Raw genomic sequence first — 13,674 nt, forward strand, 5'->3', positions numbered from 1 at the left:
GCAACGCACGAAATCGAAGTTCGACGCATGCCGCACGAGCTACCGAACGCCTCCTCGTGTACCAAAACATGCAATGGTTCCGACAACCGATTGTATGTCCGACGTTCCAGAAACGTTCGATAAACATAAAAAATGATGTCGTCGCTTGCCCGCGCTGCTAACCCGCCCTCATGCATTTGACTTCAAATCGGGCCTGGCTCGGCCTCCGGACCCGCCCGTAGAGATGGCAACCGGTCGCATATTCATCATATTGCCCGATCAATGTCGTAAGGGCGGTGGCCTGCCGGTGTCGGCCGGTGTGGCCGACACCTCGGGATCTGCGCGCCGCTTGGACGATCCGCTGCACGCATGACCGGCGCGAGGGACGTTTTACGGCGGGAAACTCGCGACCTGCACGACGCCGTCGATTCGGTTTATTCGACGTTTCGGCTCGATACGCATGACGACTATGCCGCGTTTCTCATGGCACAGGCGGCGGCGCACCTGCCGTGTGAAGTGGCCCTGGATTGCGCGCAGGCGGAGCGCATCCTGCCCGATTGGCCATTGCGCCGCCGCGCCGACCTATTGCGCGACGACTTGCGTAAGATCGGATCGAACATATCTGCGTCGGACAGCGGCGGTTTGAGGGCGGAACCGTCGTTTCGAACTGCATCGGAAATCCTCGGCGCCATCTATGTGCTTGAAGGATCTCGGCTTGGCGGCGCGATGCTGGTGCGATCGGTGCCCGGTTCACTGCCGCGAAAGTTTTTGGGTGCATCATTGCCCGGGTCGTGGCGCACTCTGATGCAGGTGATCGACCGCGATCTGGTGGCTGCGATCGAGATCGACGAAGCGGTAGCGGCGGCACGGCAGGTGTTCGGCATGTTCGAACGCGCTGGCCGGGCGAGTATGAGGGTAGAGTAGGTGGCGGACGGAATTCCCAAGGTCGATCTGACCAATTGCGATCGCGAGCCGATCCACATCCTCGGCGCGATCCAGCCGATCGGCTTCCTCGTCGCATTGACCGCCGACTGGCTGGTGGCGCGCGTATCGGCGAACATCGCCGAATTCATCGATCGGTCGCCCGAAGAAGTCATCGGAAAACCACTGTCCGAAATCTGGCCAAGCGCCACGGTGCACGATCTTCGCAATCGCACCGCTATGCTGCGCGGTCCGGACTCGGTCGAGCGTGTCTTCAACTTCGACCTGCAGGGCGATGGACGATGCTACGACATCGCGGTCCATCTGTCCGGCGGGCAGATCGTTATCGAAGCCGAACCTGCGTCGGGCGAGCATGGCGATGCGGGCGGCATGGTCCGATCGATGATCACGCGTCTCGACCAGTGCGCGGACATGCCGGCCTTTTTCAAGGAAGGCGCACGTCAGGTCCGCGCCTTGATCGGGTTTGACCGCGTCATGGTCTACCGCTTCGCCCCCGACCAATCGGGCGAAGTCGTGGCGGAGGCGGTGCGGGCCGGGCTCGGCAAGTTCATGGGGCTGCGCTATCCGGCCAGCGATATTCCGGCGCAAGCGCGCGAACTCTATCGTCGCAACCTGTTGCGCATCATCACCGACGTTAATGCCGTGCCGGTCCCGATCGTGCCGCAGCGTGACGAGATGAATGCACCGCTGGACCTGTCGCTGTCGGTGCTGCGATCAGTGTCCCCGATCCATATCGAGTATCTAAAGAACATGGGCGTCGAGGCGTCGATGTCGATCTCGATCATCGTTGAAGGCAAGCTTTGGGGCCTGTTCGCCTGCCACCATTACGCCCCGCGTTGTCCGACGTTCGAACGGCGATCGGTCAGCGAGTTGTTCGCGCAGATGTTCGCGATGCGGCTGGAAAGCCGCGAGCGCCAACAAACCGTCGAATATGAACGCCGCGCGCGCGACATTTCGGACCAACTGCTCGGCGCGGTGGCATCGGACGAAACGCTGCTGAAGGATCCGGACTGGTTGGGCGATATCCTGACGCACGCCATTCCGGCGGACGGCGTCGCGGTCTGGATCGCGGGCAACAGCGCGTTTTCGGGCGTCACCCCGCCGCTGGAGGATTTTCGGCGCATCGTCCGCGCGCTGAACGGTACCGCCGCGGGCAAGGTGTATGCGACGGATCATATCGCAGGCATCGTATCCAACGCCGAAAGCTTCGCCTCCGACGCGGCCGGCATGCTGGCGATCCCGATTTCCCGGTCGCCGCGCGACTATGTCGTCCTGTTCCGGTCCGAACTGGTGCGGTCGGTGCGTTGGGGCGGCGATCCACACAAGCCGGCGGTGCTCGGTCCCAATGGTCCGCGCCTTACCCCCCGCGAAAGCTTTGCCGAGTGGAAGGAACTGGTGCAGGGCCGCTCGCAACCCTTCACGCCGTCGGAAGTGCGTGTCGCCGAAACGCTGCGTGCGACGCTGATCGAGGTCGTGCTGCGCCTGGCGGACGAGGCGTCGGCGGAGCGTCAGCAATCCAGCGCCCGTCAGGAATTGCTGATCGCCGAACTCAACCACCGCGTCCGCAACATCCTGGGCGTGATCCGCGGACTGATCCGTCAGTCGCAGCCAAGCGAGGAAGCGGTGAAGGATTTCGTCAAGGTCATCGACGGGCGCGTCCACGCGCTGGCCCGCGCGCATAACCAGATCACCGACGATCATTGGGGCCCCGCACCGATGCAGGCCCTTATCGATGCGGAGACCGCGGCCTTCGTGAACGAGAAGGACCGCGTGGAAACGGATGGCGCACCCGTTCTGCTTAACCCGCAGGCCTTCTCGACGATGGCGCTGGTGCTGCACGAACTGGTGACGAACTCAACCAAATATGGCAGCCTTTCGGTCCCGGAAGGCCGCGTGAAGCTGGACTGGACCCGCAACGAGGCCGGGGACCTGCTGCTGCGCTGGTGCGAAAGCGGCGGGCCGCTGGTTCGCAAGCCGACCCGCAAGGGTTTTGGCACGACGATCATACATCGCTCCGTTCCCTATGATCTCGGCGGCACCGCGACCGTCGACTATCTCGGCACCGGGGTGGAGGCGAGCTTCCGTATCCCTGCGAGACACGTGTCCGAACCCAAATCGTTTGCTGGCCCGGCGATTAAGTTCACGCGCCCGTCGATCGGCCATCCGCAGACCCCACCGCCGCGCATGTTGGCGGGCCATGACGTCCTGGTCGTCGAGGACAGCCTGATCATCGCGCTCGACGCGGAGGATATCGTCGGACGGCTCGGCGCGGATACGATTTCCACCGCTGCAACTGTGGATGCCGCGCTTGAACTGATCGACGCGGCGCGCCCGGACGTTGCGATGCTCGACATCAATCTGGGCGACCGCAACAGCCTGCCGATCGCGGATCGTCTGCTGGAGCTCGGCATCCCGTTCGTGTTCGCGACCGGCTATGGCGAGCAGGCGCAGCTGCCGAGGGAGCATCGCAACCGCATCGTCGTGCAAAAACCCTACACGCTCGAGAATATCGCCCGCGCGATGGCAGAACTGCTCCAGATCGGCGCGGGCGACTGACCTCCGTCAGCAGGCCGGCGGATCGAACACCGACCAGCCGGTCCGCTGAACCAGCCGCTCCAGTGCGAGCGAACCGAGTTGCGAATTGCCGCGATCGTTCAAACCCGGCGACCAGACTGCGATGCTCGCCGTGCCCGGCACGATCGCCAATATGCCGCCGCCGACCCCCGATTTGGCCGGCAGACCGACGCGGAATGCGAATTCGCCCGACCCGTCATAATGGCCGCACGTCATCATCAGCGCGTTGATCCGTCGTGCGCGCTGCACTGATACTACGTTGCGATCGGTCTCGGGATTGCGTCCGCCCAGCATCAGATACGCGCCGGCTTGCGCCAGTTGCCGGCACGTCATCGCGATCGCGCATTGGTTGAAATAGACGCCCAGCACGCGATCGACGGAATTGTTCAGATTGCCGAACGCCTTCATGTAATTCGCCAGCGCGACGTTGCGGAACCCCGTCGCCCGTTCCGCCTCAGCCACCGTGTCGTCGATGAAGATCGCGTCGTCCCCCGCCAGTGTTCGCACGAAGCGTAACACTTCACCCAGTACTTCGCCTGGCTCGCTCCGCCCCAGCAACAGGTCCGCGACGACGATCGCCCCGGCATTGATGAACGGGTTGCGCGGAATCCCGTGTTCGGACTCTAGTTGGACGATCGAGTTGAACGCGCTGCCTGACGGCTCGCGCCCGATCCTCCGCCACAAAGCCTCGCCATGTTGACCGAGCGCCATCGTCAGCCCGAACACTTTCGATACGCTTTGGATCGAGAATGGGGATCCCGCATCGCCGGCCTCGTAGCACTCTCCATCGGACGTCACGATCGCCATGCCGAACCGGGCGGGATCGATCGCGGCAAGAGGCGGGATATAGCTGGCCACTTCGCCACGATCCGGCGCGGCGGCCATTTCGGCCGCGATGTCCGCCACGATGTTGCTCAGATCGATCATCTTGCCCCCAGCGCGTCGGTGTAGACGATCGGTACGTATGGGGAAGGGCTACGCTCGAAACGAACGGGCGATGGCGGATAGTGAGGCGGAAAGCCCATCCATAAAGGCCCGCTTCCCTTCATCGAAGCATTTCTTTCAATTCCCACCGCTCCGATAGGATATGCTCGTGGTCGGAGGTTAGCCATGAGCGCATACCCATTGAAGACCGATCGGGACCTGTCCGGCGCATCGCGCGGGTCGTTCACGATCGGCGATGCGATCGCCGATCTCCGCGCGGCACGGTCGGCATGGCGGGAGCGTCAGGACGAATCCCGCGACGTCGTCAGCTTCCCCTCGCGATCCGCACTGGAACAAGTAGTCGCCCAACTGGCCGCTGCCCTGTATCCCCGCCGTCTTGGACAGTTTCGTGGCGGACCGGCGGAGGAAGACAATTTCGTCGCCGCCAAGCTGCTCGCCGCAAGCACAGATCTGGAGCGCGAGATCGGCAATGAACTCGGCTATTGGCAGCCGGAAGCAGGCCTTTTCGATAGCGATCAGGCGTCGACGATCGTCCGATTGTTCGCCGCCACGCTCGGTGACATCCGGCGGCTGGTCGACAGCGATGTCGAGGCGGCGTTCCTCGGCGATCCCGCGGCGCGCAGTGTCGACGAAATACTGGTCTGCTATCCCGGCGCGATCGCCAGCCTGCACTACCGCATCGCGCACGAACTGTACGATCTCGGTGCGCCGATCGTCGCGCGGCTCATCTCGGAAATCGCAAACGAGCGCACCGGGATCGACATCCACCCAGGTGCGACGATCGGTGAAAGCTTCTTCATCGATCACGGAACCGGCGTCGTGATCGGCGAAACCGCGATCATCGGGGCGCGGGTCCGATTGTACCAGCATGTCACGCTGGGCGCCCGCAGCCCCGCCGGCGCCGCGCGCGACGACGTGCGCGAACGGCATGCCCGCCACCCGATCGTCGGCGACGACGTCGTCATCTATGCCGGTGCGACGATTCTCGGTCGGGTTACCATCGGTGCGCGGACGACGATCGGTGGCAATGTCTGGCTGTTGTCGGACGTACCGGAGGACAGCGTGCTCGTTCAGCCCGAGGCGCAGCGGCTGGATGCCGAAGCTGGGCTCGCCTTACGCGATGTGCTGCTGCGGGCGGCGGCGGAATGATAGGTCCGCGCCCGGTCGTCGGCGTCTTGTGCTGCAACGAGGCGATCGATCGCCCGATCCAGTCCGTCGCTACGCGCTTCGTCGCGCCGCTGTCGCGCTTTTCGGATGCTACCGTCGTGCTCGTTCCGGCGGTGACGGAGGCGGTCGATATCGCATCGATGGCACTGATCCTCGACGGACTGTTGCTGACCGGTTCGCGGTCCAACGTCTCGCCCGATCGATATGGCGGCCCGCCTTTGCCTGCGGGCCAACAGGTCGATCCGCAGCGGGACGCCGTCGCGCTCGCGCTGGCCGATCGCATGATCAAGGCGGGCAAGCCCGTCTTTGGCATCTGTCGTGGCTTGCAGGAGATCAATGTCCTGTTCGGCGGTACGCTGTCGACCGAAGCTTGTCACGGACGGCACCATCGCGGGTCGTGGGACGGATGCTTCGAGGACCTGTTCGGCCATTGCCACGATGTCGAACTGAATGACGCCGGGTTACTCGCCACCGCCACGGGTCGGCACCGCATGTCCGTGAATTCGGTCCACGAACAGGGCATCGACCGGCTCGGCGGCGGCCTGTCAGTCGAGGCGGTCGCAGCGGATGACGGCTTGATCGAGGCGGTTTCGGCCCGCCCGTGCGGTGCGGATGTGCTGGGAGTGCAGTGGCATCCCGAATGGGATGTGGATCGCTCGGCGCAGAGTCGAGCCTTCTTCTCGCTGGTCGGAACGTCGCTTCGAACCTCTTCCGCCTGCCAATAACTCTCTCGCGCTCAACGATTTCAACCCAAGAAGGAGTATCCATGAAGAAGATCAATCTGGCGGTCCCGTCAGCCCTTGCCGCCATGCTTGCCGTTGCCGCCTGCTCGCCCAAGGGAGACGCGGGCAACAATCTGACCGTCAGCGATGTCGCATTGAACGACGAGACCGCAGCGACCGAGAACGGTTTTGGCAACGATGCCGATGCCCTCGACGCGAACGCCGCGACCCCCTTGGATCCCGCCGTCGACAACATGACGGCAGACAACGCCGTCGCGGCCGGCAATGCCCTTTAAGATTTCCTCCTAACGGCGGTAACGAGACACGCCGGGTAAGCTCCCAAGCGTAACCTACGGGTTCGGCCTTCGCGCCGGACCCGTTTTCTTTTCCCGGTTCTTCCGATCGCTTCGGCGTTTCGTCGCCGCTTTCCGGCGAATGTGCATTGTCTATGGATCCGATGGGAATAGTCTCGCGTTATCGCATCACAAGAATCGGTGTGCCGATGCAGCACGCCGCACCCGCATAAGGGCATGGGAGAGCAGTCATGGACCTGGTTCACGATACTTCGATAGAACGCGCCGACCCGGTCTTCGTTACCGTAGCGGGGGATACGTATCAGCCGCTCATTCAGTCGGCGACCGCCTCCCGTATCGAACTCGACTTGTCCAAATTTCCCAACGGCCGCTGGGCGTTGCAACTGGACGAAGCGTTCGCGAGGCGGTCTGCGCCTGCTGTGATCCTCGCGCACGGCGTCGCCTGTCTCGCCGTCGCCTGGTGGGCGCAGCTTTCCCCACGCAGCTACTTGCGGTCGGTTCAGGGCGCGGTCTTCCGTTCCCCCCTTCATGTAGGGTTCGGTCAGGCGCCGATCGCCGCCAGCGCGAGTACCGGCCCGACGCAAGCCTTGCCGTTCGCGTCGATCGTGGCGAGCGAAGTGACTCCGTATGTGGAACAGGTCCTCGCGCTCGCCGATCGCTGGGGCAGCCGTTTTGTCGATATCGGCGCGCCTGAGGCCGGTCATCCCAGCAACCGTTCGGCGGCTGGGACCGATCAGGAACAGACGTTGCTTCAGTATATCCACTTGCTCGACCGGAATAATGCGCTCGAACCCACGGTTGTCGCAGGCCCAACGATCGCGATGCTTCATCCCCGCAGCTGATCGATACCACGCCCGCACGGGGTGACGATCCGGTCCCGACCCGCTAGCCTGCGATCAACGCCGCCTCGGCGAATCGTCAGGAGAGTAGAATGTGCGACGAGCATACCGCCGAAGATAACGCGCAGTTTCTGTCGGGTTTGTCGCGTCGCCAATTCGGAGCCGCTGCCGGCGCGGCCGGTATCGCGATGCTCCTGCCAAGCCCCGCCAATGCCGCCGTCGTGCGCGGCAAATCGGTATCGATCAAGACCCCCGATGGCGTTGCGGATTGCTGGTTCGTCGCCCCTAGCAGCGGAAAGCACCCCGCTGTCCTGATCTGGCCGGACATCATGGGCGTTCGCCCCGCTTTTCAGCAGATGGGGAAGCGTCTCGCCGAATCCGGCTATGCGGTACTCGTCGTCAACCAATTCTACCGCTCGACCAAGGCGCCGTTCCTGAAACCGGGCGAAAGTTTCGACCAGCCCGAAGTGCGGGCCAAGATCATGCCGTGGCGCGCATTGCTGACGACCGAGGCGACGACACGCGACGCGCAGGCGTTCACCGATTTTCTCGACCAGCAAAAATCGGTCGATACCAAACGCGGTATGGCCAGCACCGGCTATTGCATGGGCGGCCCGATGACGATGATCACCGCCGCGCTGCGCCCCGATCGGGTGCGCGCCGGTGGCTCTTTCCACGGCGGCGGTCTGGCGACGGACAAGCCGGATAGTCCGCACCTGATGGTGCCGAAGATGAAGGCGGCGTTTTTGTTCGCGGTGGCGGAGAATGACGACGCGCGCAATCCGACCGAAAAGGACAAGGTCCGCGAGGCCTTCGCCGCAGCGAACCTGCCCGCCGAAATCGAGGTCTATGCCGGGACGATGCACGGCTGGTGCCCGCCCGACAGCAAGGTCTACAATGCCGCGCAGGCCGACCGCGCATGGGGCCGCATGCTCGCCCTGTTCGAAAAGTCGCTTTGACCGACTGAGATAAAAGGCCGGAGTCTCGAAACGCTCAGGGTGAACGTAAGTGGGTGGCCAGCAGCTTAGCTCGCTCTCGTTTGCTATCCCTTCCACCCCGTTCGTTTCGAGCTAAGTCGAGAAACAGGCCCATTTCAATGATCTAACACCCAACCGTTCGGGCCGAGCCTGTCGAAGCACCGTCGCACCCGATCTACTTTAGACCGGTCCTGCCGTCAACGATCCTCAAGCGCAGCCAGCCGCGCGGGCAGAGCCGCCATCACATCGGCCCGCCATTCGGGGCTACCTGAACTCCAGCCGCCGATCTCGTCGATCGTCCGCGCGCAGCCGAGACACAGATTGCGCGCATCGTCCAACTCGCACCGGTTCACGCACGGGCTGGCAATCGCGACGACAGGTACGCGTTCGAACGGATCGTCATCGTCCATTCGACGTGCGATCAGTCTGTCGTCAGCTTCGCGCTCAGGAAGCTCGGCACCGGGCCGTTCCAGCCGCTGGCGTCATCGCTTTCGCTCTCCATCTGCGGCGCACGCGAACCACGAGCCGAACGGTCGTCATACCGCTCGTTGCGCGGCGGACGGCTATCACGCGCCGGACGGTCTTCGCGTGCCGGACGTTCTTCGCGCGGGGCCCGCTCTTCACGTGCCGGACGGTTTTCGCGAGCCTGGCGGGCGGGGCGGTCTTCGCGCGCCGGCCGATCCTCGCGCGGCACCCGCGGTTCGCGCGACTCTCGCGGGGCGACGTCGTCCTTGACCGCTACCGTCTCGACCGCAGCCTTGGCGGTCGACCGGCCACGTCCACGACGCGGACGGCTTTCCTCTCGCGCCTCTGGCGCCGCTTCGGCGATTTCGTCCGCATCCGGCGCCGTATCGGCACCGTAGCGCTCGATCTTCATGCCGGTCAGTTTCTCGATATTCTCGATATTCTCGGCATCGTCCGGCGTCACGAACGTGAATGCGATGCCCGTCGCGCCCGCGCGACCCGTGCGGCCGATGCGGTGGACGTAATCGTCCGGATGCCACGGCGCATCGAAGTTGAAGACGTGGCTGACACCCTTGATGTCGATCCCGCGCGCCGCGACGTCGGACGCGACGAGCAGGTTGATATCGCCCTTCTTGAAGCGCTCCAGTTCGGCAATGCGCTGCGATTGCTCCATGTCGCCGTGAATCTCGCCCGACGCGAAGCCCGCACGTTGCAGCGCCTTGTTCAGTTCGCGCACCGTCGTCTTGCGGTTAGAGAAGATGATCCCCGTCTTTACCTGTTCCGCGCGCAGCAGGCCCATCAGCTTGTCGCGCTTCTTCGCCGAAGTGACGGGCACGACCCACTGCTTGATGTTGACGTTCGCGGTGGCCGGGCGGGCGACCTCGATCGTCTTGGGATTGTTCAGGAACTTGTCCGCCAGTTTCTTGATCGGTGGCGGCATCGTCGCGGAGAAGAGCAATGTCTGGCGCGACTTGGGCAGTTTCGTGCAGATTTCCTCGATATCCGGGATGAACCCCATGTCGAGCATCCGGTCCGCCTCGTCGATCACCAGCAGGTCGCAACCGGTCAGCAGGATCTTGCCACGCTGGAACAGGTCCATCAGGCGGCCCGGCGTCGCGATCAGCACGTCGACGCCCTTTTCCAGCGCCTTCTGCTGGTCGCCCATCGATACGCCGCCAATCAGCAGCGCCATCGAAAGCTTGTGATACTTGCCGTATTTCTCGAAATTCTCGGCGACCTGCGCAGCAAGTTCGCGCGTCGGCTCAAGGATCAGCGATCGCGGCATGCGCGCACGGCTGCGGCCCTCGCCCAGGATGTCGATCATCGGCAGCACGAACGCGGCGGTCTTGCCCGTTCCGGTCTGCGCAATCGCGACCAGGTCCTTCATCATCAGGACGGATGGTATCGCGCTCGCCTGGATCGGAGTCGGCTCCGTATAGCCGGATTCGCCAATGGCTTTTAGAAGCTGGTCGGAAAGGCCGAGATCGGCGAAGGTCATGCAGTATCCGGAAATAAAGGGCCTGGGCAACGTGGCCGGGCCAGCCGCCACGCGCTTGCGCAGAAGGGCGCGAATGTCAAGTTTTACTCACCAAACAGCGGCTATATTCAGCGTTTCAGCTTCAATTTCTTGAACGACGAAATCGCACAGGCGCGCCCCGATCGCGCACGGATCACATCGCGCTTGGCGCAAAGCGACCCGTCGGGCGCCGGCTTCACATAGACGCCGGCGTAGAAATCGAGCGCCGGGCAATTGTCGGCCAGCTTCGCGCGCAGCAGCTTGCCGTCCGTCATCGCCAGATCGACGCTGTCGGTACGCGCGACGCCCGATCCGGCCAGCGTGTCGATCGCGACACAGCGCGGGCCCTTATGCTCCTCCATTTCGGGACGCACCGGGCGCGGGATCGGCAAGGACTGGGCGCGGGCGGGCGGGGTCGGAATACGGATCACGATGCGCTGCCGGATCGTCAATTGCGCGATTTCCAAGCCGTCCATATCCTCGACCGGCGCCAGGGCGGCTCCGGGCAGGGTAAGCAACATCACAACGGAAGGGAGAAAGGGATTCGGCATCGATCCGCCGGTGTTACCCCATTCGCTTGAACGGTGCATGAATTGTGGCGACGGGTGCCACAATTGTCGGCCCCTGCGCGCCATGATACCGCCGGAACATGGTTTCACCTCAATCCTGTTTGATCGATGCGGTCCGCGCCGCGCTCGGCGACAAGGCCGTCACGACCGATCCCGCGGCGATCGATCCGTGGCTGCATGACTGGCGCGGGCGGTATGACGGCGTTTCGCCCGCAATCCTGTCCCCTGCCGATACGGCAGGTGTCGCGACGATCGTCAGGCTCGCCGCCGAACACCGCGTTCCGCTCGTTCCGCAAGGGGGCAATACGTCGATGGTTGGCGGTGCGACGCCGCCTGCGGATGGCAGCGCGTTGATCCTGTCCCTGCGCCGGATGAACCGCATCCGTTCGATCGATCCGCTGGACAATCTCGCGGTGGCGGAGGCGGGCGTCATCCTGGCCGATCTGCACGACGCGGCGATCGCGCACGGCCGCCGCTTCCCGCTGACGCTCGGCGCGAAGGGAAGCGCGACGATCGGCGGGCTTGCCTCGACCAATGCCGGCGGAACGCAAGTGCTGCGCTTCGGCACGATGCGCGCGCTGATCGCCGGGATCGAGGCGGTGCTGCCCGACGGGCAGGTGCATGACGGCCTGTCCGCGCTGAAAAAGGACAATCGCGGCTATGACCTCGACCAGCTGCTGATCGGGGCGGAGGGGACGCTCGGCATCATCACCGCCGCGACGCTGCGGCTCGCGCCGGCGATCGCCGCCCGCGCGGTCGCCTGGGTCGGACTGGCCAGTCCGGACGATGCGCTCCGCCTGCTCCGGCAGATGGAGGCACAGACCCGGGCGATCGAGAGTTTCGAACTGCTGCCGGCCAGAATCGCTCGCCGCGGTTTTCGCTCACGTGCCGCAAACGCGATCACCGCTATCGGGTGCGCATCCGTGGCACGTCCTGATCGAGGCGGTGGCAACCGATGCGCAGCAGGAGCCGCCGGCCGCCTTGCTCGAACGTCTACTCGCCCCCGCGTTGAACACCGGACTGATCGCGGACGCGACCATCGCGACGACCGAGGCGCAGGCGGAGGCTTTCTGGCGCATCCGGGACTCGATCTCGGCCTCCGAACGTGCGCTCGGCCCCGCCGCGCAACATGACATCTCGGTGCCGGTCGCGGTCATGCCGCGTTTCATGATCGAGGCCGCCGCCGCTTGCGACGCCGCGTTTCCCGGCACGCACGCCAGTGGTTTCGGGCATCTGGGCGATGGCAACGTTCATTTCCATGTCCGCGCCTCGCCCGGCACCGATCCCGCGATCTGGTATGCCGACCAGGCGCCGGTCGTGACACGCTTCGTCCACGATCTGGTAGTCGCGGCGGGCGGATCGATCTCGGCGGAACACGGCATCGGCCAGATGAAGCGCGGCGAACTCGAACGCCTCTCCGCCCCTGCGCGGCTGGCCGCGTTACGCGCGATCAAATCAGGGCTCGATCCGCTCGGCCTGATGAACCCGGGGAAGCTCGTTGCTCTTGCGCCGGATGCCCCCAAGCCATAGAGCCAACGGCCATTCGCCGTGGGGGAGGGCCGCGCGGCAGTTTGTCGACTTCGATGGAGAACATAATGGCCAGCGCGCCGCAGTCCCAGCTTCCCCTCTTCTATCAGGCGCTCGAGCCGCTTTCGTCGGAGGCGCACGCGAACTACAAGCTGCGTCCGGCGGACAAGGCCAAGTTCGTCGTCGGCCAGCATGCCATTCCGCTCACGGTGGACGAATTCACGCTGGTTCAGCGCTATATGCCGATCGTCTTCACTGTCGGCGAAAATCCCGTTCCGATCGGCCTGATGGGGATGAACGAAGGCGTCAACGTCTTCGTCGATAACGAAGGCGGCTTCGCCCAGAACGGCATGTACATCCCGGCCTATATCCGCCGCTATCCCTTCATGCTCGCCAAGCTGCATCCCGATGCGCAGGAATTGTCGCTTTGCTTCGATCCGACCACCGACCTGATCGGCGCGTTCGAGGAAGGCGAGCCGCTGTTCGAGGATGGCAAGCCCAGCGAGTTCGTCACTTCGGTGCTCAAGTTCAACGAAACCTTCGAGGAAGCCGGCGCACGTACCGGCAACTTCATGAAGGACCTTGAGGAAATGGGCCTGTTGATGGACGGCGAAGTCACCATCCAGCAGGAAGGTAACGAGCAGCCGTTCATCTATCGCGGTTTCCAGATGGTCAACGAAGAGAAGCTGAACGACCTGCGCGGTGACCAGCTTCGCAAGATCCACAAGAATGGCATGCTGCCGCTCCTGTACGCACACCTGTTCTCGCTGTCGCTGATGCGCGAGATTTTCGGCATGCAGGTAACGCAGGGCAAGATGCCCACGCCCGAGCTGCAACTCCAGGCCTGATCGACGGATCGACCGGACGGCTCGCGGATGCGGGCCGTCCGGCGGCCGTGCCGTCCGTCAGCCCTGTCGCCGGTCAAATCCCGCCGACATCAGCCGCCGCGGCAAAACCCAAACTGAAATTCGTACCCTCTCCGCCGTTCGTTTCGAGCGAAGTCGAGAAACAAGCCCCCAAACCCGGAAACGGTTTCTCGACTACGCTCGAAACGAACGGGGAGGGGCGTAAATCAACTTTGTCATCCCCGCGAGGGCGGGGATCCATAAGCCCGCTGTTCCCGGCTCCAACCGGCTTC

12 protein-coding genes and 1 pseudogene are annotated in these 13,674 nt (G+C 64.0%); 9 read left to right on the top strand and 4 right to left on the bottom strand.

What is annotated here, in order from left to right:
* The first annotated feature begins 348 nt into the window (after positions 1-348).
* Together H5J25_RS06265 and H5J25_RS06270 are read left to right on the top strand one after the other, a co-directional pair.
* On the top strand, positions 349-903 hold the full coding sequence (locus H5J25_RS06265; RefSeq protein ID WP_202095200.1) for a biliverdin-producing heme oxygenase: 555 nt from the start codon (positions 349-351) through the stop codon (positions 901-903).
* Positions 904-3,477, top strand: coding sequence for an HWE histidine kinase domain-containing protein (locus H5J25_RS06270; RefSeq protein WP_202095201.1), 2,574 nt, complete (start codon positions 904-906; stop codon positions 3,475-3,477).
* Positions 3,478-3,483: 6 nt separating this feature from the next.
* Here the strand turns inward: H5J25_RS06270 and H5J25_RS06275 are convergent, their stop codons facing one another.
* Complete coding sequence (locus H5J25_RS06275; RefSeq protein WP_202095202.1) at positions 3,484-4,422, bottom strand: glutaminase; 939 nt, start codon at positions 4,420-4,422, stop codon at positions 3,484-3,486.
* 183 nt (positions 4,423-4,605) lie between these two features.
* On the opposite strand from H5J25_RS06275, the gene epsC reads away from it, so the two are divergent.
* The 5 genes from epsC to H5J25_RS06300 all read left to right on the top strand — a co-directional run bounded on the left by epsC (position 4,606) and on the right by H5J25_RS06300 (position 8,441).
* Positions 4,606-5,589 carry a serine O-acetyltransferase EpsC gene (epsC, locus tag H5J25_RS06280; protein ID WP_202095203.1) on the top strand — a complete coding sequence of 328 codons (984 nt, stop codon included), beginning with the start codon at positions 4,606-4,608 and terminating at the stop codon, positions 5,587-5,589.
* Positions 5,586-6,332, top strand: coding sequence for a gamma-glutamyl-gamma-aminobutyrate hydrolase family protein (locus tag H5J25_RS06285; protein ID WP_202095204.1), 747 nt, complete (start codon positions 5,586-5,588; stop codon positions 6,330-6,332). Before epsC ends, H5J25_RS06285 begins: the two co-directional genes overlap by 4 nt.
* A gap of 41 nt (positions 6,333-6,373) precedes the next feature.
* Positions 6,374-6,625 carry a hypothetical protein gene (locus tag H5J25_RS06290; protein ID WP_202095205.1) on the top strand — a complete coding sequence of 84 codons (252 nt, stop codon included), beginning with the start codon at positions 6,374-6,376 and terminating at the stop codon, positions 6,623-6,625.
* A gap of 248 nt (positions 6,626-6,873) precedes the next feature.
* The gene (locus H5J25_RS06295) at positions 6,874-7,485 is read left to right on the top strand and encodes an RBBP9/YdeN family alpha/beta hydrolase (RefSeq protein WP_202095206.1); all 612 of its coding nucleotides are present in this window, start codon (positions 6,874-6,876) and stop codon (positions 7,483-7,485) included.
* A gap of 89 nt (positions 7,486-7,574) precedes the next feature.
* Positions 7,575-8,441 carry a dienelactone hydrolase family protein gene (locus tag H5J25_RS06300; RefSeq protein ID WP_202095207.1) on the top strand — a complete coding sequence of 289 codons (867 nt, stop codon included), beginning with the start codon at positions 7,575-7,577 and terminating at the stop codon, positions 8,439-8,441.
* Between the two features lie 215 nt (positions 8,442-8,656).
* Here H5J25_RS06300 and H5J25_RS06305 read toward each other — a convergent pair whose 3' ends face one another.
* The 3 genes from H5J25_RS06305 to H5J25_RS06315 form a co-directional block, all read right to left on the bottom strand.
* On the bottom strand, positions 8,657-8,869 hold the full coding sequence (locus tag H5J25_RS06305; RefSeq protein WP_202095208.1) for a DUF1289 domain-containing protein: 213 nt from the start codon (positions 8,867-8,869) through the stop codon (positions 8,657-8,659).
* 11 nt (positions 8,870-8,880) lie between these two features.
* Positions 8,881-10,422, bottom strand: a complete 1,542-nt coding sequence (locus H5J25_RS06310; RefSeq protein WP_202095209.1) for a DEAD/DEAH box helicase — start codon at positions 10,420-10,422, stop codon at positions 8,881-8,883.
* A gap of 107 nt (positions 10,423-10,529) precedes the next feature.
* Positions 10,530-10,961, bottom strand: a complete 432-nt coding sequence (locus tag H5J25_RS06315; protein ID WP_225883391.1) for a hypothetical protein — start codon at positions 10,959-10,961, stop codon at positions 10,530-10,532.
* A gap of 128 nt (positions 10,962-11,089) precedes the next feature.
* On the opposite strand from H5J25_RS06315, the pseudogene H5J25_RS06320 reads away from it, so the two are divergent.
* Positions 11,090-12,539, top strand: a pseudogene (locus H5J25_RS06320) (FAD-binding oxidoreductase).
* Between the two features lie 65 nt (positions 12,540-12,604).
* On the top strand, positions 12,605-13,384 hold the full coding sequence (locus H5J25_RS06325; RefSeq protein ID WP_202095210.1) for a SapC family protein: 780 nt from the start codon (positions 12,605-12,607) through the stop codon (positions 13,382-13,384).
* Positions 13,385-13,674: the final 290 nt, after the last annotated feature.

It is taken from the genome of Sphingomonas aliaeris (genome assembly GCF_016743815.1).
Lineage (GTDB): Bacteria > Pseudomonadota > Alphaproteobacteria > Sphingomonadales > Sphingomonadaceae > Sphingomonas > Sphingomonas aliaeris.